Here is a 23,422-nt window from a genome sequence, read left to right as displayed (position 1 = left end):
GAAAAATAAAATATAAAAGGCGAATTTACAAAAAGTGAATTCGCTTTTTTATTAACTTTCACTTTTTCGCGATTTTGTCCTTCCAAATTTTATATCTCCCTTCATTTATGTTAAATAATTCATAATGTCCCTATCATGTTTATTATTTATTTTTGAGTTTTATTAAATTGCCGCTCATTTTGAATCTCATGACGAAGCGTAATTTTATACTTATCCTAACTGTTCTTTTAGCAATATTTTCTTGTAAAAAAAAGTCTGAAGCCAAAGAAGTTTCAGCTGAAAATACGACCAATCTACCCAACTATGGAAATGTAGACTTCGGAAGTATTTTCGTCAAAGGTGATGGAGAGCTTTTGAACAGACAGACAACGGTAAGCTATATAGATCAGTATTACAAAAAAATATGGGAAGAAGGCAACCTTAGCGGAGGAATTCTGGTTGCTAAGGGCGATGAAATTCTTTACGAAAATTACAGAGGTTTTGGAAGAGAAGGCAATCAGATGCCGATTGATAAAAATACACCGTTGCATGTAGCTTCGGTTTCAAAGACTTTAACGGCAATGGCAATGATGAAGCTGATTGAGGCTGGGAAAATAAAACTTACAGATCACCTTACTCAGTTTTTTCCAGGATTTCCATATCCCGATGTTACTGTTCAGACTTTATTGGATCAAAGAAGCGGTCTTCCAAAATACGAATATTTTATCACCAAAATACAGCCTGCACCGGCAGAACTTTCAAAACCGTTTATTACGAACCAGGATGTATTGAATATGATTATCAAATACAAACCAGATCTGGCGCGAGATACCGATACAGGATTTATGTACTGTAATACCAATTTTGCTCTATTGGCTTTATTGGTTGAAAAAATAACAAAAACTCCTTTCCCGCAGGCGATGAAAGAAATGGTTTTCACACCCTTGAAAATGAATAATACTTACATTTTCCAGGAAAAAGATATTCCTACAGCCTCTCAGTCATTCTATTATGGGGGAAATAAACTGTATCCTTTAGACAGATTAGATCTTATTTATGGTGACAAAAATGTATATACTACTCCAAGAGATTTGTACAATTTTTCAAAAGCAATGTTTTCGAAAAATTTCCTGAAACCGGAACTCATGGAGATGGTTTTCGCTCCTTACAGCAATGAAAAGTCAGGAATGAATAATTATGGATTAGGATTCAGGATGAAAATTTTTGATAATGGCGAAAAGCTGACGTATCACAACGGATGGTGGCATGGCACAAACTCTGTATTTGCCCACCTTTTAAAATCTAAAGTTACCATCGTGGCTATCGGAAACAAATATTCAAACAAAGTATATACAGCTCTTGCGTTATCCGGATTATTTGAGGATTTTCCTTTACAGAAGGAGAAGTTGCACACCGTTATGCATGATAATAAAGATACTTTAAATTCCGGACAGGAAGTTTTTGGAGAATAATGTTTATTTTTGCTTAAACATTTTCATGAAAAGGTTTCTTTTATTATTTGTTATCTGTTTTCTTGTACATTCATGTGCAAGAGTGGGATCTCCTGTCGGAGGGCCTAAAGATACTTTAGCACCAAGGTTTTTAAGTTCAAACATTGATACTACAAGAATTAATGTCAAAAAAGATATTCACGAGCTCCGTCTGGATTTTGATGAATATGTAACATTGAAGGACATCAATAAAAACCTGATTATTTCACCACCTATTAAAGGGATAACGAGAATTCTTCCTTCGAATATAGCCAACAAATTTGTGCTAATCCAATGGACTGATACTCTTCAGGCGAATACAACGTATAATTTTAATTTCGGAAATTCCATTGTAGATAATAACGAGTCGAATATACTGAGGTATTTCAATTTTGCTTTTTCTACAGGAGACAAACTGGATGATCTTTACATCAGTGGTGAGGTAAAAGATGCAATGGATATTAAAAAGAAAACGGGAACAACAACGGAAAATAAGCTTGTGGTAGGATTGTATCAGGTAAAAGATACGATGGATTATAAGAAAAAACCTTACTATATCACCAAGGTAGATGAAGACGGGTATTATGAATTGAATTATCTGACTCCTGGAAAATATAAAATTATTGCTTTTGACGACGAGAATGGAAATTCTATGTATGACCCAGGAAAAGAAAAGGTTGGATTCCAGAAAGATCCCATCAATGTAGAGAAATCTATTTCAGGATTGAATTTGAAAGTATATCCTTCCAGAAAAGCAGTGAAATATTCAGAAATGAAAGAAATTGCAGGTGGGATTTTAATGTCATTTGAAGGAAATCCAGATGAAGTAAAAGTTCAGTCACTGAATGAGAAAATAAAAGATATCAAAATAATGCATAACCCAAAATCCGACTCTGTCAGAATCTGGTTTGATGCAGTAAAAGATGATGTGGGGCAGACAGCGAATGAAAAACTCACATTTACTCATAATAAAGGTCCCAAAAAAGATAGTGCCTACAGCGTTTCTTTATTTTACAGATATAATAAGAAGAATGCGATGGATGTCGTGAGCGATAATGACGGAACTTCAATCGCTCCAAAAGCAGATTTAAAGCTTGCATCAAACTATATTGTAGATAAAATTGATCCTTCAAAATGGACATTAAAGATCAAAGGTGACAGTTTAACAACTTTACCGTTCACTGCTAAAATTTCAGAAACAAATCCTTATCAGATCCATGTTCAATCAGATTTTGTGATGGGAAAAAGCTATGAACTTACTGTTCCTAAGGAAACCGTATCTTCGTACTATGCAAAAAACAGCCAGTCAAAGCGTTTCGACTTTGATGTTGCTAAAGCAGATCAGTTTGGAAGTGTTGAGTTCTCTATTACCAATGCTCCGGAAGCAAATTATTGGATTCAACTGATAGATTCTTCAGATAAAATTGCCTATCAGAAATATATAAAAGGAGACAAGGTAAAATTTGATATATTGAGACCTGCAGAATATATTGTAAGAATTCTGGTAGATAATAACGGGAATAAATATTGGGATGAAGCAGATTTCGCTAACGATATATTTGCTGAAGATGCTTATATCTTCCATAAAAAAGTAATCGTAAGAGGATTGTGGGAAACAAGAGAAGACTGGGATCTGAAGGATACCAGAACACTTGACAGTCCTAAATCAACATCGGGAGCTCCGGCACCCACATCAACCTCTGTTCCAGCATCAGAAACTCCGCAGCCTGTAACACCTACGGTAACGAAGGAACCGCTGAAAAAAGAATTTAAATCCGGTAATGCTGTTTTAACTCCGGCAAAGTAAGCAGATGAAAATGGCTAAGAAAATCATATTTTGGATATTGGTGGGTTTTGCCCTGATCCAGTTTTTTCCTATTGATAGAATCAATAAACCGGTTGATTCTGCTGCGAACTTCGTTGATGCAAGGAAAGCACCTGAAAAAATCAGAACACTGCTTAAAAATGCGTGTTATGACTGCCATTCCAATGAAACAGTTTACCCGAAATATGCTTTTATTGCACCTGTATCATGGTCTGTAAAAAGCCATGTAAATGAAGGAAGAGAACACCTTAACTTTTCTACCTGGGAAACGTATAATAAGGATTTGAAGAAGGATATGATCACTAAATCTATTCAGACTATCCAAAGCAAAACAATGCCAATGCCGGGTTATATTGTCTATCATAAAGAAGCTAATCTTTCAGAAGCAGAAAGAGCACTGTTGATTCAGTATTTTGAAGAAATGCTGAAAACGAAGACTTATTAGTATCTAAAATAAAGCGGGAAAAAATAAAAGACATAGCTTATTTTCAATGCTTTATTCTTCTGTTATATTATTTTAAGATTATCATAAAATAAAAAACTCTCGCAGATTTTGCAGACCGGCAGATGAATGTGTTTTAACAATCTGCTTAATCTACAAACTCTGCGAGAGAATATATTACAAAAATTATTTCTTTAAATAGCTCCCAAAAAATCTCTTCTGAGAATCAAAGGCAATATCTTCAAGGTCTAGCTCCTGTAAAGGAATCCATACTGCTTCTGAGATCTCTGAGAGTTCAAGATTTACCTCAAACTTTTCCGAAACATTATACTCATAAAAGAGATCGATGGTATTGTAATCAATTTCTTTGTATTGATAGATGTTTGGAAGGCTGGTAAGGTATTTCAGGTTAGAAATATCGATATCAAGCTGAAGTTCTTCAAAAAGTTCTCTTTTACAGGTTTCCTCTGCACTTTCTTTAGGGTCAACGAATCCTCCGGCAAGATCAAGTTTTCCTTTTTTAGGATCTCTGTTTCTTCGGGTAAGGTAAATTTCGTTACCACATCTGATGACAACCGCCACTGCGCCTGCCACATTATTATACAAAGTAAAACCACATTCCGGACAGCTCCATTTCTTTTCGCCGTCCCAGTGTAAGGACTCTTTGCCACAGCTTGGGCAATATTTCAATAGTTTCATTGAGCAATATTAATATTTCTCGGGTGATAACTCAAAATAACATCCCTTAATTCTTCCGTCTTCAGATGCGTATAGATTTCCGTTGTTGTAATACTGGAATGCCCCAGCATTTCCTGAATATAACGGAGATCTGCTCCGTTCTGCAGTAAATGCGTAGCAAATGAGTGTCTGAAGGTGTGTGGAGATATTTTTTTGTTAACCCCTGCTTTATCTGTAAGTTCTTTAATGATAAGAAATACAATCACTCTGGACATAGATGTCCCACGGCTGTTCAAAAAGAGAGTGTCTTCATATTTCTTATTGATCTTACCTTTAGAACGTACCTCTTTGATATAATTTTCAAGCAAATCAGCAGTATAGTCGGCCAAAGGTACAAAACGGGTTTTGTTTCCTTTTCCGTTTACCTTGATGTATTGCTCTTTAAAATTGATATTGGAGATCTTCAGATCAATGAGTTCAGAAACACGAAGCCCGCATCCATATAGTACCTCTATGATGCAGTGGTTTCTTTTTCCAAGATCTGTATTGACTTCAATAGCAGTGATAATTTTGTTGATATCAGGCAGGCTTAAGGTATCAGGGAGGTATAATCCCAATTTAGGGCCTTCAAGTAACGCCGCAGGATTGTCTTCACGATATTCATCTTCAAGCAGAAATTTGAAAAAGGCTTTGATGGAAGATATCCATCTTGCTTGTGATCTCTCACTGAATTTCTGTTTAGAAAGATTGAAAATGTATTCCTGCAGGTTTTCGTAACCGATAGAATCTGGGCCGACGTTTGCCAGATCTTCTTTTGCATAATCTTTTAATTTCTTAATGTCCCGAACGTAGGCGTCGAGAGTGTTTTCTGAAAAATTTCTTTCGAAACGAAGAAATATTTCAAAATCTTTGATCTTTTCATCCCAAGTCATTTGTGCTTATTTTTTTAGTTCACAGTCCGATATTTGTTCTATTTCAATGTTATGGTTTCTCAGGAACGATATTCCATCGTCATCTGAATACTCATTAATATACACCAGTCTCGCAATTCCTGCCTGTAAAATCAGCTTGCTGCATTCTTTACAGGGAGACAGCGTCAGATATAACGTTGCCCCTTTTGCAGATTGAGTAGAAGCGGCCAGCTTTAATATAGCGTTCGCTTCAGCATGCAATACGTACCAGTGTGTTTTCCCTTCTCCATCTTCACAGCAGTTTTCGAATCCCGAAGGAGTCCCGTTGTAACCATCTGAAATAATCATCCTATCTTTTACGATAAGAGCTCCCACCTGTTTTCTCTTACAGTAGGAGAGTTTTGCCCATTCCTGAGCCATTTTTAGATAAGCTTTATCAAACTTATTCATACCGCAGCATTGTTTTTTTTCGAAATAATTTGGATTAAAATCTTTTAGAAAGATTTAAAAGTTAGGCTTTCTCTTCTCTAGAAACGCAGTAACTCCTTCTTTCTTATCTTCCATTTCAAAAAGTTGCCCGAAATATTTAATTTCAGTTTCAAAACCTTTCTCTGTATCAGATAAATTTACGGCATTTATAGCCTTGGATATTGCCATTGGTGAGTTGTAGGCAATCGTGTTTGCTAATTCTTTCGTTTTGGTTAATAATTCTTCAATAGGGTATACTTCATTGACCAGGCCGATCTCTTTTGCTTTTTGAGCAGGGATCATTTTGGCAGAGAAGATCATTTCATTGGCAATACCTTTTCCTACAAGCTTTGGAAGCCTTTGAGTTCCTCCGTATCCCGGGATTAATCCAAGAGTTACTTCAGGAAGTCCTAATCTGGCGTTTTCCGATGCATATCTGATATGGCATGCCATGGCAAGCTCTAAACCTCCGCCTAATGCAAAACCGTTTACGGCTGCAATGATAGGTTTAGACATATTTTCAATTTTATTGAACAATATATTTTGTCCGTTTCTTGCAAGTTCTTCAGCTTTTTCCTGTCCGAAGTCGCTGAACTCCTTGATATCAGCTCCTGCTACAAAAGATTTTTCTCCACTTCCGGTAAGGATAATTACCCTGCAGGAAGTATCAGCGTTAAGCTCATCCAGTGCGGTACTGATTTCCTGAATTGTTTTTGCATTTAAAGCATTTAAACTTCCAGGTCTGTTTATGGTAATAATAGATAATTTATCTTCTTTTTTTAATAATATGTTCTCGTAACTCATTTTTCCACTTTAAAATATCATCCTTTGCAAATTATGAATTTTTTACAAAAAAAAGGAAAAAATATTATTTTTTTTTCCTTTTTTTTAATTTATTATTCAATATGATTATTTGGAATGATTCATCATATTTGCATCAATATTGACATTTAACTGAGAAGCTACTTTCATGCCAAGCTCAATATTAGCACGGAAAAAGTGACATAATTGTCGGTTGATAATCTCGTCTTTTTTAGGCCCGCTGATGCCTTGCATGCTTCCGATAATATTTTGAATCAGACGATCTCTGTCTTCTGCGTTCATTGCTTTTGAATAAAGCAGACCCGGCTGAGTATAATGATCGCTGTCATTATCATTTCTGTTATAACTGGCTACATGAGCACTGTCTAATTCATATTCAAAACCTTTGTAATCAGAATCTGCTTTGATATCATCGAAACTGTTCGGATGGTAATTCGGTTTGTCCTGATAGTAGCTTGAATCTGCCATATAGCCATCTCTCTGGTAGTTATTGACCGCAAAAGGACATCTGTTCACCTCCAGTTGATGTGCGTTGACACCCACTCTGTAACGGTGTGCATCAGGATAAGAAAATAGTCTTCCCTGCAGCATTTTGTCAGGTGAGAAACTAATTCCGTTAATCAGGCTGCTTGGTGAAAAAGTAGATTGTTCAACATGAGCAAAATAATTAACAGGAACTTCATTAAGTTCCATTTCTCCTACCTCAATCAATGGGAAGTCATCATGAAACCACACTTTTGTTACATCAAAAGGATTCCATCTGAAGTCTTTTGCCTGTTCCTCAGTCATCACCTGGATATACAGGGTCCATTTCGGGAAGTCTCCGTTTTCAATAGCATTGCAAAGGTCTTCCTGGGCGAAGTCCGGATTTTCGCCGGCCATTTTTACCGCTTCTTCATCAGTGAAGTTTTTCACTCCCTGCTTGGTTTTGAAGTGGAATTTTACCCATACTCTTTCATTATTGTCATTAATCATGGAGAAAGTATGAGACCCAAATCCATGCATATGTCTGTATCCGTAAGGCGTTCCTCTGTCTGACATTAATATAAGAACCTGATGAAGCGATTCAGGATTTAAGCTCCAGAAATCCCACATCATGGTGGCGCTTTTTAAATTGGTTTTTGGAAGTCTTTTTTGAGTATGAATAAAGTCCGGAAATTTTTTTGCATCCTTAATAAAGAATACCGGAGTATTGTTTCCTACAAGATCCCAGTTTCCGTCTTCTGTATAAAATTTTAAAGCAAAACCTCTAGGGTCTCTTGCTGTATCTGCGCTTCCTTTTTCTCCTCCTACAGTAGAAAAACGGGCAAACATTCTGCATGAATTTCCTACTTTTGAGAACAGTTTTGCTTTTGTGTACTGGCTGATGTCATGGGTTACGGTAAAAGTTCCATAAGCACCGCTTCCTTTAGCATGCACAATCCTTTCAGGAATTCTTTCCCTAACGAAATGCGCAAGATTTTCCTGAAGAATAAAGTCTTGCAGCAATACCGGGCCTCTTGGTCCTACCGTCTGTGAATCCTGATGCTCAAAGTAAGGTGCGCCGTTGCTTAACGTTAATTTTTTAGAATCCATATAATTGAAGATTTGAATAATTCTTTTTCCTTTTTCTAAATCGAAGTGTAAAGGTAATGAATATCAAATTTACTTGAATTTTTAATTGCTAATAACAAAAACGTTATATCTTTGTAATAGATAATATTAATCAAATGAACATTCAGCAACTGGAGTATCTTATCGCTGTTGATAAGTATAAACATTTTGGTAAAGCAGCTCAGGCATGTTTTATTACACAACCTACGTTAAGTGCCATGATACAGAAATTTGAGGATGAACTGGATGTGAAGGTTTTCGACAGAACTACTCACCCGATTCGTACCACAGATGTAGGTCTTCAGATTATTGATCAGGCAAAAGTTATTATAGAATCTGTCAATGAGCTGAAAAACAAGGCGAACCTTTTGAATAATATTTTAGGAGGAACTCTTAATCTGGGAATTATTCCTACGGTTTCTTCTTTCATTCTGCCTACGGAAATTTTCAGGTTCCTTGAAGACAATCCAAAGATTCAGATGAATGTAAAAGAAATGACAACGGATAATATTATTAAAGCTTTAAAAGCAGGAGAACTGGATGCGGGAATTATCTCAACTCCTTATGATACTGCTGACGAGTTTTATCAGGATTTCTTATTCAATGAGGAGCTGATGATTTACAGTTCCAATACAGAAGCCAACAAAAAGAATTCTTACATCATTCCGGAAGATCTGAATGTAGAAAAAGTATGGTTACTTGAAGAAGGAAACTGTCTTAGAAATCAGTTTGAGAACATCTGTCATTTGAAAGAAAATACCCTGAAGCCTAAAAATTTAGACTTCCTGGCTTCCAATATCCAGACCTTGGTACACATGGTAGATAAAGTAGGAGGAATCAGTATTCTGCCAGAACTTGCTTTGAGTCAGCTTTCAGAAGAACAGAAGAAAAATGTTTTCAGATTCAAAAAACCTTTCCCTTATCGAGAAATCAGTATTATTTATTATAAGCCAACATTTAAGCAAAAAATAATTGATGAATTGTCACATTCTATCAAAACTTCTTTAGAACTTAAGCTGAATTATCACGAAAGTCCAAAAGAATTTGTAAGCATTAAGCCTCAGTAATGGAAATGCTTTAAAGTGATAGAAATCATCAATTTAAATAAAATTATAATTAATAAACAAAATTTTTGAGTATTACAAAAATAGTGCTTAAATTTGCTGACGTTTATTACGAGGAAAAATTTGACCTGATTGCAACCTCTATAAAAATATGCTAAAACAGTATTCTTTTTTGGGCAATTTTATTTCATATTTTTCTTCAATACAATTTTTTTAAATCTTTAAAAACAAAAGAATTATATGTCTTATTTATTTACATCTGAATCCGTTTCAGAAGGACATCCGGATAAAATTGCCGATCAAATCTCTGATGCATTAATCGACCATTTTTTAGCATATGATAAAGACTCAAAAGTAGCATGTGAAACTCTTGTAACTACCGGACAGGTGGTATTGGCAGGGGAAGTAAAATCAGATGCTTATCTTGATGTGCAGACTATTGCCAGAGAAGTAATCAACGGAATTGGATATACAAAAGGTGAATATATGTTCAATGGAGATTCTTGTGGAGTGATCTCTGCCATCCATGAGCAGTCACCTGATATCAACCAGGGAGTTGACAGAGCTGTAAATGACGAGTCTTTCGAAGCAAAAGCAAATGCACAAGGAGCAGGAGATCAGGGAATGATGTTCGGGTATGCTACCAATGAAACGGCTAACTATATGCCTCTTGCATTGGATCTTGCCCACACGATTCTGAAGGAACTTTCTGCCATCAGAAGAGAAAATAAAGAAATCACTTATCTTCGTCCTGATGCAAAAAGCCAGGTAACTATTGAGTATTCTGATGATCATAAACCAATTAGAATTGATTCTATCGTAGTTTCTACTCAGCACGATGATTTTGCAGCTGAAGAGGAAATGTTGAATAAGATCCGTGAGGATATTAAAAACATTCTGGTTCCAAGAGTTGTTGCACAACAGACTGAGGAAATCAAAGCTTTGTTCAACGATCAGATCAAATATCACATCAATCCTACAGGGAAATTTGTAATCGGAGGACCTCACGGGGATACAGGTCTTACAGGTAGAAAAATCATTGTTGATACCTACGGTGGTAAAGGAGCTCACGGAGGAGGTGCTTTCTCAGGAAAAGATCCTTCTAAAGTAGACAGAAGTGCTGCTTATGCTACAAGACATATTGCTAAAAACTTAGTGGCTGCAGGAGTTGCTGATGAAGTTTTGGTGCAGGTTTCTTATGCTATTGGTGTAGCTGAGCCTTGTGGTTTATATATCAATACTTACGGAACTGCAAAAGTAGATCTTCATGATGGAGAGATTGCGAAAAAAGTTTCTGCAATTTTCGATTTAAGACCTTATGCTATTGAGCAGAACTTAAAATTAAGAAATCCTATTTATCAGGAAACTGCTTCTTACGGGCATATGGGTAAAGAGCATTATATTGCTGATAAAACTTTTAATAAAGGACATAAAAATGAGCTTACATTGGAAGGGCTTGAGTTCTTTACTTGGGAGAAACTAGACAAAGTAGAGGAAATTAAAACCGCTTTCGGAATTTAATTTTCCCCTTAAAGAATAATAAATGAACTGCTTTATCTCTTGATAAGGCAGTTTTTTTTTAATTTTACACCTTAATAATATAGAAAGATGATGAATTTTAGAACTGTAGTTGCTGTCCTGTCCCTGTTTTTGCTAAGTACATTAGCAAAGGCACAATATACCATGCATAAAATGATTACTGTGGGGTATACTTATCAGAATCAAAGTTTTGGTGAAATAGGAGGGAAATTGCTTTTTCTTAAAAATGACGATGTGATTTACAGATTGGGAGGATCTGCACTGATGGGAGTTGCGGACTCCAAATTTGCTATCATGCCAAAGCTCCAGGCGGATGTTCTTCTTAATTTTGAAAAAAATGTAGACTTCTATCACTCGTATTATTTTTTAGCAGGGGTAGAAGGAACCAATAAATACATTGCCCCTAAAATAGGAGTCACCTTATTTGGGATGCTAGACCTTACCGGAGGCTATGCTTTTCCTATCGGAGATACCCGATTGAACGGAAAAGAGATGAAAGGTCTGAATATTAATTTTACATTAAATATCCCTACCGTATTCATTCATGACATGTTTAAATGATTTTTTTTAGATTTTTCTCTAAAAAATTTAATAATAGGTTAACAGTTATTAAAAAAATATTATATTTACATCATAATAATTGTACTACCGCCTATAGAAGAGACTCTACTCTAGAACTGTTTTGTTTATACAGCAAAGACCAGAAGAAATATCTGGTAGAATGGCTGTCTGCAAATATTTATATTGAGAAGAGTTATGAAATCAAAATCGGATAGTTTACTAATTTCCCTTTACCAGAAAGGAGACGAGGGTGCGTTGTCAACCCTTATTCATCGACATCAGAGAGAACTGTTTACATTCATTTTTTATAAAATTAATGATGAAGATTTAGCGAATGATATCTTTCAGGACACCTTTATGAAGATTATTGTTATGCTGAAAGAAGGGCGTTATAACGAAGAAGGTAAATTTATCCTTTGGGCGAAAAGGATTTCCCACAATTTAATTATCGACCATTTCAGATCAAAAGCAAAGAATATAAAGGTTTCAGAAACTACTTTTGAAACCGATGAATATTCTATTTTTGATTTGATCAGAGAGCCTTCTGAAAATATTGAAGATCAGCTTGTGACGAATCAGATACAGGAAGATCTTTTAAGGATGCTGCAGTTTTTACCACAAAATCAACAAGAAGTAATCAAACTAAGATTTTTTGACGGGCTGAGTTTCAAGGAAATTGCGGATCATACAGATATGAGCATTAATACTACTCTTGGAAGAGTACGGTATGCGCTGATAAACCTGAGAAAAATCATGGATGAAAATAATATAATATTAACCAGATAAATAATATTTTGGGAAATTTCACGTTTTAAGGAAAACATACTTCGCTTATGAAAAAAAATGACTCCTTAAAAGTGAAAACTTTGAAACCTAAGAAACAAACTATTGATTTTTTGCTGAATTTTTCTAAAAGCCTTGAAGTTGTGAAAAGCAAGAGCAAAAATTATCCAATTTTAAAAAATTAAAATGATTAACTTTGTGCTGTATGAAAATGCAGCATGTTTTTTTTGACCTGGATAATACACTCTGGGATCATCGTAGAAATGCCTATCTTACCATCAAGGAACTTTTTGAAAAACAGGAAATTACTTCAAAGTATCATATTGACTTTGAAGAGTTTCATTCTGTTTACCATGATATCAACGAAGATTTATGGGAAAAGATCAGAGATGGAATTATTGGCAAAGAGTATTTGAGAGAACACCGTTTTTATGACTCATTTAAACATTTTGGAGTAGAAGATAGAGAACTTGCCCTTTATTTTGAAGAGCACTTTCTTGATAATATTGTGAGTCATAATGAATTGGTAGAAGGAGCTGAAGATGTTTTGGAATATCTGAAAGCTAAGAATTATACATTACACATTATTTCCAATGGATTTCAGGAGGTAACGGAAAGGAAATGTACCTTGTCCGGAATTGCCCCTTATTTTAAAACGATTACCAGTGCAGATGCTGTAGGAGTAAGAAAACCTAATCCCAGGATTTTTGAATACTCTTTAGGACTTTCTGAAGCCAGAAAAGAAGAAAGTATCCTGATTGGTGATGATTGGATTGCTGATGCCATGGGAGCAACAGACTTCGGAATGGATGCCATTTTCTTTGATGTTTATAAAGAAGATAAACGGAAAGAAGGATTAAAAGCCATTACCCATCTTCAGCAGATTAAAGAATACTTATAAATGTAAGACCATAAAGTCTAAAGTATAAATATAGGCCACTAAGATTATCTTAGTGGCTTTTCTGTTTTATAGACTTGAGAAATCAACGTAAAGATGTTTGATTATCCACGAAAATCTGCGATTAAGACTAAATCATAAATTCATTTATTTTTTTGCTGGATTAGTTTTCCCAATTCTTTCCCAAATTGATTTGCAACTTTGCTCCATAATAATGATAAAAAAATTAAATGTTATGAAAAATGTAAAGAAAATCACAGGAGTATTGATGATCATTTTTTTATTAATAGGAGGCTTCGTTTCTGCACAGGACAGAGCAATCAATGTTAATCAGTTACCCAAAACAGCTAAAAACTTTCTTGCTGCCCAATTTAAAGGAATACCTGTAACCTCGGCCATCGAAGACAGAGAAATTTATGGAGTAGATGAATATAAAGTATATCTGACCAATGGAATGAAAATAGAGTTTGACAGCAATGGAAACTGGAAAGAAGTGGATGGAAAGCATCAGAAAGTTCCGTATGGTTTCATTCCTGTATCGATCAGAAACTACAGTACAAAGAATTTCCCGAACACTTACATCATCAAGATCGAAAAGAAAAGATGGTCTTATAAAGCAGAACTTTCCAACGGACTGGAGCTTGAATTTGACAGAAACGGAAATTTTAAAAGAATTGATGATTAATACTTAACCGATGCAAACACTAAATTTTAATATTATGGTCAACTGGAATTTAATAAACAGTAACGGAAGAAAGATTTCTTCTGCTCAGATTAGAAAGAATATAGTTTCATTTATCACAAGGAATCATCCTTGCAGTGTCATTGACTCTATTGAAAAAAAATATAATGCTTATAAGATTCATTTGATGAATGGTCTATGTCTTGTTTTCGATGCAGATGGCCGTAACGTGAAATCAAATTAGATTATTCATGAAAAAATACCTGAGGGAAGAGGGCAGAGAGCATTTTCATTTTATAGATATCTTATCGGTTATCTATCATATAACCCTTATATTGATCATATTCTCGTAGACTCTTGGATGTGTATCTCTATCTCCGGCTTCCCTCCTTATAATTTCCTATATTTGATATTAGTTAATCATGCAGCAGAGCATATACACCCAGAGGTATGAAGATTTTAATAGTAGAAGATGAACCCGAACTAAAAGATACGGTACAGAAGTTTCTGGAAGCAGAACATTTCATTGTAGAGTATGCAGAAAATTACAGCAATGGGCTGGAGAAAATTATTTCTTACGAGTATGACTGTATTTTGCTGGATATTATGCTGCCGGACGGAAACGGAATAGATCTGCTGAAAGAAATAAAAAAAATGCACAAGAAAGATCCCGTGATCATTCTTTCTGCCAAAGACTCAGTAGATGACAAGGTAACCGGATTGGAAATAGGGGCGGATGATTATCTTGCCAAACCTTTTCATCTTGCAGAACTGATGGCGAGGATCAAGTCGGTGATCAGAAGAAAAAATCAGGATGGTGAAAATATCATCCGATACAAAAATATAAGTATTGATCCGGAGAACAGAACAGTGAAAGTGGGAAATGAGGAGTTAGTCCTTAACCGCAAAGAATACGATCTATTGTATTATTTTGTGATCCATCCGGAAAAAACTTTACAGAAAACGACTTTGGCAGAAGCTATCTGGGGAGATTACATCGATCAGGCGGACAGTCTGGATTTTATTTATTCACAGATTAAAAATCTTCGTAAAAAATTAAAAACACTTAATGCAGAAGCTGATTTCCAGGCTGTATACGGAATAGGATATAAATTCATCTGATGAAAGTCTCTTTAAAATATTATACCATAAAATACCTGATCATCATCCTGCTGTTTGTTATTGCAGTTTGGGCAGGGTTGTTTTATGCCTACATTCTGGATGAAGTACATGATAATGTGGATGACGGATTGAAGGACCGGAAAATACAGATTATCAAAGCTGTTTATCTGAATCCCCAGCTGCTGAATAATAATGATTTTGGATTTAATGAATTTAAAATTAATCCCATTAAAGCTGAAGAGTATCAAAATAAAAGCAGGCTTTACAATAAGATGTATTATATGGAATATGATGATAAAGACCAGCCTTACAGAGTTCTTGAGGCAGACTTTATCGATCAGTTTAAAAATCAGCAGAGGCTTGTCATAAGAACGTCTACCGTAGAAGAGGACGAATTGATCTACGACCTTACGACTGCTTTAATTGTGCTTTATATCCTTTTGGTAATAAGCATTGTTGTCATCAACGGATATCTTTTGAATAAAGCAATGAGACCTTTCTACCTGATTTTGGATAAGCTTAAAAAATATCAGTTCGGAATCCCTTTTTCACAGGAAAAGCAGACATATAAAATTACCGAGTTCGAAGAATTGAATGTCGAAATCAATGAAATGATTGAACGTAACGAGCTTGTTTTTTACCAGCAGAAACAGTTTATTGAAAATGCGTCCCACGAACTTCAGACTCCTTTGGCTATTGTTATTAACAAAATTGACCTTCTGATTCAGAATGATGACCTTGATAAAAAGAGTATGACCTTTCTTACTGAAGTTAAAAATGATCTGCGAAGAATGGTAGGCTTAAACAAATCTTTATTAATGCTTTCCAAAATTGAAAACAGTCAGTTTAATAAAACTTCAGATGTTGACTTTAATGGAATGATTGCTCAGTTAGTTCAGAATTATGAAGATTTCATCGCATTTAAAAAAGTAGAGGTCAATATTATAGAGAAAGGAAAATTCGTTGCAGATTTTAACCAGGATCTGGCAGATATTCTGCTGTCCAATCTTCTTAAAAATGCGGTTAAATATAATAATGAAGAAGGAACGTTAAATATTATTGTTGAATATAACCGGATTACATTCCAAAACAGCGGTACAGCCATTCCTTTAGATAAGTCAAGGATCTTTAACCGTTTTTACAAGCAAGGATCAGATCATACCTCTACAGGATTAGGATTGTCTATCATTAAGACCATTATAAAACAATACCCGGGTTGGGATATTGTCTATGAATTCGGCGATCAGATGCATTACTTTATCCTGACAAAGAATAACGGAAAATGATATTCAGAAAATCATAATAAATAAAAAAAGCCTTTCGTTTGAAAGGCTTTCTTATGTTTACAACTTAGTATTAAAATCCTAAGCTTGTTCTTACTCTTTTAAGAGTTTCCAGGGCAATAGGTCTGGTTTTCTCGGCACCTTGCTGTAGTTTTGCTTCCAGCTCATCAAGGTTGTTCATATAATAAGCGAACGTTTCTCTTTCTTTCTCAAAACGTACCAGAATAAGATCCAGTAATTCCTTCTTAGCATGTCCGTATCCGAAGTTTCCGGCAAGATATTTTACTCTTAACTCTTCAGTTTGTTCAGGTGTTGCAATAAGTTCATAGATCTGGAAGGTTTTATCAGTTTCGGGATCTTTAGGTTCCTCCAGAGATTTAGAATCTGATTCAATGCTCATTACCTGTTTTTTCAGTTCCTTTTCAGGTAAGAAAATATTGATAATATTTCCCATTGATTTAGACATTTTACGCCCATCAGTTCCGGGAACATATTTCGTGTCCTGCTGAAGTTCTGCTTGTGGTAATACAAGCACTTCTCCCATTTGATTATTAAACCTGGAAGCTACATCTCTTGCAATTTCCAAATGCTGAAGCTGATCCTTTCCTACAGGTACAATCTCTGCATCATACAGTAAAATATCTGCAGCCATCAGAATTGGGTAAGTAAATAAACCTGCATTTACATCCTGAAGTCTGTCAGCCTTATCCTTGAATGAATGAGCCAATGTTAATCTTTGATAAGGAAAAAAACATGATAAATGCCAAGAAAGTTCACAGGTTTCAGCGATATCACTTTGTCTGTAGAAAAATGTTTTTTCAGTATCTAATCCACAAGCAAGCCAAGCCGCAGCAATCTCGTAGGTATTTTGTCTTAACGTTTGCGCATCTTTAATCTGTGTAAGCGTGTGAAGATTCGCAATAAATAAAAATGATTCATTTCCTTCCTGCTTGGATAGTTCAATAGCAGGAATAATTGCCCCTAATAAGTTTCCAAGATGGGGTGTTCCGGTGGCTTGAATGCCGGTAAGAATTCTTGACATTTGTTTAAAATTTATATTAAAGAATTAATGAATTACAAATTTACGAGGTTTGTTGGGAATAACGAAAGATAAAAGATAAAAGATAAAAGATAAAAGATAAAAGATAAAAGATGTTGTCATTTAAAATTCAATGGAGGTGGGATATAATTCTGAGCGGAGACGAAGAAAGCCCAGCCAGCTTTAAATTAAGAATTCATTATTGGCTTTAGCCAAAACCTCTCAACTCATAATCCAGTATCCTTCTCCACCATTATCTGTGAAATCCGTGGTTAAAAAATATTAAGGAATCACAATTTTCTCCCCACCAAATTTAGGTTCTACTCCGAAAAGAAGGTCCCAGTATGCCTTAGCTTTGGCAGCGTACTCTCTCATATTGGTCTTTAAACCTGCGTATTTATTTACATCAGCAGCATTATAACCAAAGGCTTCCATTCCGTTTTTTCTGGCCAGGAAAACAGCTCTTTCATTGTGGAATTTCTGAGAGATAATCACCAGTTTTGTCTGGCTGAAAATATCTTTTGCCCTTACCACAGAATCCAGTGTTCTGAATCCGGCATGATCTAAAATGATTTTATCCTGTGGAACTCCTTTCTGCATTAATGCCAGCTGCATATCTTCAGGTTCATTATAGTCTTTGGTGCTGTTGTCACCACTTACAATAATATATTGGATTTTTCTGCTTTTGTATAAGTTGGCAGCAGCTTCAATTCTATTGTAGAAATAAGCATTCGGGGTTCCGTTGCTCAGAAGTTTTCCGGTTCCCAGTAACAGACCCGTTTTTGCTTCCGGTACATCTGCAATATTATAGGAAACGAAAGATTCGCTGTCCTTTTTTATGCTGTAATTTGCCCAGGCAATAAAAATAATTCCTGCAACCAGAAGAAGCAGGAAAATTTTAAAAATATTTTTGATTATTTTTTTCATCCGAAAATACATCTTTTAAAACTCAAGCCCGTTTGGAAATGCTTTTTTTCTGAAGATTAGAAGGAAAGCTGCACCTACTGTGATCGCAGAATCGGCAACATTGAAAATATATTTGAAGAACTCAATATGTTTTCCTCCTATTAAAGGCCAGCTTTCAGGGACGTACCAGTCTACTACCGGGAAATGAAGCATATCCACTACACAGCCTTTCATAAAGGTAGAATATCCCTGCCCAAAAGGAACAAGCTTAGAGATACCTCCATACCCAATCCATCGGTCAGTACTGGCGTCATACACTGTTCCGGTGTCGAAGATCATCCCATAAAACATTCCGTCAATAAGATTTCCGATTGCTCCGGCGAAAATGATGGCCATAGGAATCAAAAGATAATTGGATGCTCCGTCTTTCAACCATTTTTTAAACATATATACCATTCCTCCAATCAGGAAAACTCTTAGGATTACCAGAAAGTATTTCCCGATGATTCCGCCAAAATGAAATCCATAAGCCATTCCAGGGTTTTCAACAAAAGTTTTGTTAAAGAAACCATTGACTACAGGAATACTTTCATTCAGTTCAAAATGAGTTTTGATGTAAATTTTTGAAGCCTGGTCAATCAACAACACTAAAAATGTTATCGCTAATATCTTTTTCATTACTCTCCTTTAGGTTTTGAAGGTTTTGCAGCAGGTTTTATATTTTTATTATCACTTGCTTTCTTAACCACTTTCTGTCCGTTATACGAACTTTTAACATGAGCTTTTTCAAATTTAATGTTCATTTCTTTCAGTACACTTTTCAGTGCGCTAAGCTCCATTGCATTTTTTGGATGTACTATAATAGATTCCATTTCTTATATTTAATTTTTACATTTTGGACAATTCGTCGAGTCGTTTTCTATCTTTTTCAGATAAATCACTGATTCCGTTTCTGCCCATTTTGCTTAAAAGTCTGTCGATCTCTTTCTCCCGCTCGCGTTTATCAGAATTGAATTGATCATCAATAGTATAGTTTTTCTGAGGTTCAGAAAAGAATCTGTTTTTAATCCATTCTCTATTGAAAAACAGTAATGCTATTGCGATAATAAATCCTAAAATTAATAATTCGCTCATAGGTATACATTAAAAATTAGGTTTATAAAGTATCCGTGAATACGATATAAACCCAATATTATTTTTTACAAACCTTGCGGTTATTTTTGCATGTTTTTCGCTTCGATGCTCAGCGTAGCATGAGGAACGGCTAAAAGTCTTTCCTTAGGAATCAGTTTTCCTGTTACTCTGCAAACACCATACGTTTTATTTTCGATTCTGATCAAAGCATTTTTAAGATCACGCACAAATTTTTCCTGTCTTCCTGCCAAAATAGAGTTCTGCTCTTTGCTTAATGTTTCTGCTCCTTCCTCAAAAGCTTTGAAAGTAGGAGAGGTATCATCAGTTCCATTATTCTGGTCATTGATGAAACTTTCTCTGATAAGCTGAAGATCTTTTTCTGCTTTTTCTATTTTTTCTTTAATAATTGCCTTAAATTCCTGTAAATCAGCATCGCTGTATCTAACTCTTTCGTCTGACATATTCGTTCTCTTTTTTAATAAAATTATGAAATGGAATTTGAAATATAATAACTACATGTTAATTTTTTTCAACATTTATCTTAAAATTAACCTCATCTATTTCGATTTCGTTAAAATTTGAAAGTGAAGATACAATTTCTATTTTATTTGACAAGACTTCAGAAGAAATATATTCTTCATTTTTCTTAATATCATTAAGGAAAGGTGAGTTTTCTTCAATGGAGATATTAATCTTGTCTGTCAGTTCAAAGTCTTTATCTTTTCGCAGGTTTTGAATTCTGTTGATGAATTCTCTTGCGATACCTTCAGATTTTAGCTCATCGGTTAACGTCAAATCTAATGCCACAGTTGTTTTACCATCTGAAGTAACCGTCCATCCCGGGATATCTTTTGTAGAAATTTCTACATCATCAAGTGTGATTTCATATCCCTGAACATCTAGTTTTCCTTCTTTTTCAAGACCGGCAATCTGTTCTGTATTAAGATTTGCAATCTCGGCACCTACCACCTTCATGTCTTTTCCTAATTTAGGACCAAGAGCTTTGAAGTTGGGTTTTATCTGTTTTACAATTAAGTGAGATGCTTCTTCAGCATTGATTAACTGTAATTCTTTCACGTTTACTTCCTGTTTGATCAGATCCGCAACAGCAAGAATTTGCGCTTCTGTTTTAGAATCCAATACAGGAACCAATACTTTTTGTAACGGCTGACGAACTTTTACATTTTCTTTCTTTCTTAGTGAGAAGACCATACTTGTAATGTTCTGAGCAAGATGTGTTTTTTCAACCAGATCCTGATCAATTAAGCTTTCATCAGCTACCGGGAAGTCTGTTAAGTGTACAGATTCACAGTTCTCTTTACCTGTTACTTTATTCAGGTCCTGGTATAATTGATCCATAAAGAACGGAGCAATAGGAGCAGATAGCTTAGCCACTACTTCAAGACATGTGTATAATGTTTGGTAAGCAGAGATCTTGTCATCAGAATATTCTCCTTTCCAGAAACGTCTTCTGCATAATCTTACATACCAGTTACTCAGGTTATCATTTACAAAAGTGCTGATTGCTCTTGCTACTCTTGTGGGTTCATAGTCTTCATAGAAAGCTTTTACTTCTTTGATCAGAAGATTCAGTTCAGAAAGAACCCATCTGTCAATTTCAGGACGGTTTTCCACTTCCTTTTCTGAATAGTTGAAGCCGTCAACATTCGCATATAAAGCAAAGAATGAATAGGTATTGTAAAGCGTTCCGAAGAACTTTCTTCTTACTTCGTCAATTCCTTCAATGTCAAACTTCAGGTTTTCCCACGGGTTTGCATTGGAGATCATATACCAACGGGTAGCATCCGGTCCATATACAGAAAGTGTTTCAAACGGATCTACAGCATTTCCTAAACGTTTTGACATCTTCTGTCCGTTCTTATCCAGAACAAGACCATTACTCATTACATTTTTATAAGCAACAGAATCAAACACAGCAGTTCCGATCGCGTGAAGTGTATAGAACCATCCGCGGGTCTGGTCAACACCTTCTGCGATGAAATCAGCAGGGAATGCCTTATTGTTGTCGATTAATTCTTTATTTTCAAAAGGATAATGCAATTGAGCATAAGGCATAGACCCTGAATCGAACCAAACGTCGATCAGGTCGCTTTCACGTCTCATTGCTTTTCCTGAGTCAGAAACCAATACTATTTTGTCTACTACGTTTTTGTGAAGATCCACAAGCTCATAGTTAGACTCAGCCATATTTCCGATGATAAAACCTTGGAACGGGTTTTCAGTCATCAATCCAGCTACAATTGATTTCTCGATTTCGTTGTATAACTCTTCTACAGAACCGATGATCTTTTCTTCTTTCAGGTCATCTGTTCTCCAGATTGGCAACGGAATACCCCAATATCTTGAACGGGAAAGATTCCAGTCGTTTACATTTTCCAACCAGTTAGCAAAACGTCCTTCTCCGGTAGCTTTTGGTTTCCAGTTGATTTCTTTGTTCAAATTAACCAATCTGTCTTTTACAGCGGTCATTTTTACAAACCATGAATCCAGCGGATAATACAATACCGGTTTGTCAGTTCTCCAGCAATGTGGATAAGAGTGAACATATTTTTCTACTTTGAAGGCTTTGTTCTCTATTTTCAATAGGATCGCAAGTTCTACATCCCATGATTTCTCAGGAGCAGTTCCTTCATCGTAATATTCGTTTTTGATATAGGTTCCGGAGAATACCTCAGGAACATTTTCACCTTTGATGAATTTACCCTGTAAATCTACCAATGGCACAAGGTTGTCATTTTCGTCCTTCACCAACATTGGCGGGATCTCAGGCTGAGCCATTTTAGCAACTCTCGCATCATCAGCACCAAAAGTAGGCGCTGTATGAACGACACCTGTACCGTCCTCTGTCGTTACGAAATCTCCCAGGATTACTCTGAATGCATTTTCAGCATTATCGTTGGGTGTAAACCAAGGAACTAATTGCTCATATCTCGTGTCAACAAGTTTTTCTCCTGTAAACTCTTTTAAAACCTTGAAAGGAATTACTTTAGTTTCTGAAGTATAGTTGGCAAAATCTTCATCTGTACCTTCTGTATATTTTTTACCGAAAATTTTAGGTAAAAGAACTCTTGATAAAACAACAGTTACGGGTTCAAATGTATATTGGTTGAAAGTTTTAACTACAACATATTCAATATCTCTCCCTACAGTAAGAGCTGTATTGGATGGCAATGTCCATGGAGTTGTCGTCCATGCAAGGATATGAACATCTCCGTCCACATCATTGAATAATGCTGAAGAGTCTTTTTTTACTTTAAACTGAGCGACAACCGTTGTGTCTGAAACATCACGATAGGTCCCGGGCTGATTCAGCTCGTGAGAAGAAAGTCCTGTTCCTGCTTTCGGAGAGTAAGGCTGGATCGTATACCCTTTATACAACAAGCTTTTGTCATATAATTGTTTCAATAACCACCAAACGGTTTCCATATATTTTGACTTGTATGTGATGTACGGATCATCAAGGTCTACCCAATATCCGATTTTCTCCGTAAGGTTATTCCAAACATCGGTATAACGCATTACTGCTTCACGGCAAGCTCTGTTATAATCTTCAATAGAGATTTTTTTGCCAATATCTTCTTTCGTGATTCCTAATTCTTTTTCTACACCCAGTTCCACAGGAAGACCATGCGTATCCCAGCCTGCTTTACGGAAAACCTGCTTTCCGTTTTGAGTCTGGTAACGGCAGAAAATATCTTTCAATGCTCTTGCCATTACGTGGTGAATTCCAGGCATACCGTTTGCTGAAGGCGGACCTTCATAAAAAACAAACTCAGGATTTCCCTGACGAATCTCAACACTCTTATTGAAAGTTTTATTTTGTTTCCAAAATTCCGCTACATTCTCTGCTACGTCAATAAGGTTGAGGTTTTTGTATTCTTTAAATTGGCTCATTGTAAATATCTCAATATCGTTGATTAATTAAGTCTGCAAATTTACTAAAATTTGTCGGTTTATAATATATGTTTTATTTTGATATCATCTATTAAAAAGTTCAATCTCAGAAATATAAATAGAGAAAGTGAAAAAAGTGAATAGTGAATGGTCAATAAGTGAATTTTTCTGGCTGTTTTCATGTGAAATTTTATGTAATTTATTCAATAGAAGTGGCTTTAGCCGAAACTAAAAAGTTGTCTACATCTAAAAACATAAACATCTGTGAAAATCCGTGTAATCTGTGGT

The 23,422-nt window shown here is 35.5% G+C and carries 24 protein-coding genes; 12 read left to right on the top strand and 12 right to left on the bottom strand.

All coding sequences use genetic code 11. The features are described 5' to 3' along the window. The first annotated feature begins 188 nt into the window (after positions 1-188). The 3 genes from ACTJIP_RS18130 to ACTJIP_RS18120 are packed head-to-tail and all read left to right on the top strand — an operon-like array spanning position 189 to position 3,739. The gene (locus tag ACTJIP_RS18130) at positions 189-1,451 is read left to right on the top strand and encodes a serine hydrolase domain-containing protein (protein ID WP_440704914.1); all 1,263 of its coding nucleotides are present in this window, start codon (positions 189-191) and stop codon (positions 1,449-1,451) included. Between the two features lie 25 nt (positions 1,452-1,476). Then, on the top strand, positions 1,477-3,276 hold the full coding sequence (locus tag ACTJIP_RS18125; RefSeq protein ID WP_180564760.1) for an Ig-like domain-containing protein: 1,800 nt from the start codon (positions 1,477-1,479) through the stop codon (positions 3,274-3,276). A 4-nt stretch (positions 3,277-3,280) separates the two neighbouring features. Next, positions 3,281-3,739: a heme-binding domain-containing protein gene (locus ACTJIP_RS18120; protein ID WP_440704913.1), complete on the top strand. Its 459-nt coding sequence runs from the start codon at positions 3,281-3,283 to the stop codon at positions 3,737-3,739. A 183-nt stretch (positions 3,740-3,922) separates the two neighbouring features. On the opposite strand, the gene ACTJIP_RS18115 is transcribed toward ACTJIP_RS18120, so the two are convergent. The 5 genes from ACTJIP_RS18115 to ACTJIP_RS18095 form a co-directional block, all read right to left on the bottom strand. After that, the gene (locus ACTJIP_RS18115) at positions 3,923-4,435 is read right to left on the bottom strand and encodes an NUDIX hydrolase (RefSeq protein ID WP_219071893.1); all 513 of its coding nucleotides are present in this window, start codon (positions 4,433-4,435) and stop codon (positions 3,923-3,925) included. Next, positions 4,432-5,346, bottom strand: coding sequence for a site-specific tyrosine recombinase XerD (xerD, locus tag ACTJIP_RS18110; RefSeq protein ID WP_077419511.1), 915 nt, complete (start codon positions 5,344-5,346; stop codon positions 4,432-4,434). The genes ACTJIP_RS18115 and xerD overlap by 4 nt, the downstream gene beginning before the upstream one ends. Positions 5,347-5,352: 6 nt before the next feature. Further along, complete coding sequence (locus ACTJIP_RS18105) at positions 5,353-5,775, bottom strand: deoxycytidylate deaminase (RefSeq protein ID WP_076356921.1); 423 nt, start codon at positions 5,773-5,775, stop codon at positions 5,353-5,355. A 54-nt stretch (positions 5,776-5,829) separates the two neighbouring features. Then, positions 5,830-6,597 (bottom strand): enoyl-CoA hydratase/isomerase family protein, encoded by a 768-nt coding sequence (locus ACTJIP_RS18100; RefSeq protein ID WP_180564758.1) that lies wholly within the window; start codon positions 6,595-6,597, stop codon positions 5,830-5,832. Between the two features lie 105 nt (positions 6,598-6,702). Then, positions 6,703-8,190, bottom strand: coding sequence for a catalase (locus ACTJIP_RS18095; RefSeq protein ID WP_180564757.1), 1,488 nt, complete (start codon positions 8,188-8,190; stop codon positions 6,703-6,705). Positions 8,191-8,324: 134 nt separating this feature from the next. Between ACTJIP_RS18095 and ACTJIP_RS18090 the strand changes: the two genes are divergently transcribed. From ACTJIP_RS18090 to ACTJIP_RS18050, 9 genes are all read left to right on the top strand, one after another. Further along, positions 8,325-9,275, top strand: a complete 951-nt coding sequence (locus ACTJIP_RS18090; RefSeq protein ID WP_440704912.1) for a LysR substrate-binding domain-containing protein — start codon at positions 8,325-8,327, stop codon at positions 9,273-9,275. Between the two features lie 237 nt (positions 9,276-9,512). Next, the gene (metK, locus tag ACTJIP_RS18085; protein ID WP_219071892.1) at positions 9,513-10,793 is read left to right on the top strand and encodes a methionine adenosyltransferase; all 1,281 of its coding nucleotides are present in this window, start codon (positions 9,513-9,515) and stop codon (positions 10,791-10,793) included. Between the two features lie 87 nt (positions 10,794-10,880). After that, on the top strand, positions 10,881-11,372 hold the full coding sequence (locus ACTJIP_RS18080; RefSeq protein WP_077419515.1) for a hypothetical protein: 492 nt from the start codon (positions 10,881-10,883) through the stop codon (positions 11,370-11,372). Positions 11,373-11,567: 195 nt separating this feature from the next. After that, positions 11,568-12,158 carry an RNA polymerase sigma factor gene (locus ACTJIP_RS18075; RefSeq protein WP_047377368.1) on the top strand — a complete coding sequence of 197 codons (591 nt, stop codon included), beginning with the start codon at positions 11,568-11,570 and terminating at the stop codon, positions 12,156-12,158. A 202-nt stretch (positions 12,159-12,360) separates the two neighbouring features. Beyond that, positions 12,361-13,056 (top strand): YjjG family noncanonical pyrimidine nucleotidase, encoded by a 696-nt coding sequence (locus tag ACTJIP_RS18070; protein ID WP_077419516.1) that lies wholly within the window; start codon positions 12,361-12,363, stop codon positions 13,054-13,056. A gap of 232 nt (positions 13,057-13,288) precedes the next feature. After that, entirely contained in the window at positions 13,289-13,738 is a 450-nt protein-coding gene (locus ACTJIP_RS18065) for a PepSY-like domain-containing protein (RefSeq protein ID WP_428168764.1), read from the top strand. Positions 13,739-13,748: 10 nt separating this feature from the next. After that, positions 13,749-13,979 (top strand): PepSY-like domain-containing protein, encoded by a 231-nt coding sequence (locus ACTJIP_RS18060; RefSeq protein ID WP_077419518.1) that lies wholly within the window; start codon positions 13,749-13,751, stop codon positions 13,977-13,979. Between the two features lie 206 nt (positions 13,980-14,185). After that, positions 14,186-14,857 (top strand): response regulator transcription factor, encoded by a 672-nt coding sequence (locus ACTJIP_RS18055; RefSeq protein WP_047381613.1) that lies wholly within the window; start codon positions 14,186-14,188, stop codon positions 14,855-14,857. Beyond that, positions 14,857-16,143, top strand: coding sequence for a sensor histidine kinase (locus ACTJIP_RS18050; protein ID WP_077419519.1), 1,287 nt, complete (start codon positions 14,857-14,859; stop codon positions 16,141-16,143). The genes ACTJIP_RS18055 and ACTJIP_RS18050 overlap by 1 nt, the downstream gene beginning before the upstream one ends. A gap of 70 nt (positions 16,144-16,213) precedes the next feature. Here ACTJIP_RS18050 and trpS read toward each other — a convergent pair whose 3' ends face one another. The 7 genes from trpS to ileS all read right to left on the bottom strand — a co-directional run bounded on the left by trpS (position 16,214) and on the right by ileS (position 23,134). After that, positions 16,214-17,182: a tryptophan--tRNA ligase gene (gene trpS / locus ACTJIP_RS18045; RefSeq protein WP_077419520.1), complete on the bottom strand. Its 969-nt coding sequence runs from the start codon at positions 17,180-17,182 to the stop codon at positions 16,214-16,216. Positions 17,183-17,461: 279 nt separating this feature from the next. After that, positions 17,462-18,106, bottom strand: coding sequence for a SanA/YdcF family protein (locus ACTJIP_RS18040; protein WP_077419521.1), 645 nt, complete (start codon positions 18,104-18,106; stop codon positions 17,462-17,464). A gap of 15 nt (positions 18,107-18,121) precedes the next feature. Further along, positions 18,122-18,763, bottom strand: a complete 642-nt coding sequence (locus ACTJIP_RS18035; RefSeq protein ID WP_077419522.1) for a lipoprotein signal peptidase — start codon at positions 18,761-18,763, stop codon at positions 18,122-18,124. Continuing rightward, on the bottom strand, positions 18,763-18,957 hold the full coding sequence (locus ACTJIP_RS18030; RefSeq protein WP_077419523.1) for a DUF2683 family protein: 195 nt from the start codon (positions 18,955-18,957) through the stop codon (positions 18,763-18,765). The genes ACTJIP_RS18035 and ACTJIP_RS18030 overlap by 1 nt, the downstream gene beginning before the upstream one ends. Positions 18,958-18,973: 16 nt before the next feature. Beyond that, on the bottom strand, positions 18,974-19,219 hold the full coding sequence (locus tag ACTJIP_RS18025) for a DUF6576 domain-containing protein (RefSeq protein ID WP_077419524.1): 246 nt from the start codon (positions 19,217-19,219) through the stop codon (positions 18,974-18,976). 80 nt (positions 19,220-19,299) lie between these two features. Then, positions 19,300-19,680, bottom strand: a complete 381-nt coding sequence (locus ACTJIP_RS18020) for a TraR/DksA family transcriptional regulator (RefSeq protein WP_002983772.1) — start codon at positions 19,678-19,680, stop codon at positions 19,300-19,302. 58 nt (positions 19,681-19,738) lie between these two features. Continuing rightward, entirely contained in the window at positions 19,739-23,134 is a 3,396-nt protein-coding gene (gene ileS, locus ACTJIP_RS18015) for an isoleucine--tRNA ligase (RefSeq protein ID WP_440704911.1), read from the bottom strand. Positions 23,135-23,422 lie beyond the last annotated feature (288 nt).

It is taken from the genome of Chryseobacterium sp. 22543 (assembly GCF_052044565.1).
Taxonomy (GTDB): Bacteria; Bacteroidota; Bacteroidia; order Flavobacteriales; family Weeksellaceae; genus Chryseobacterium.
Note: the sequence above shows the minus strand (reverse complement) of the source record. Positions and strands in the feature narration are given on the sequence as shown.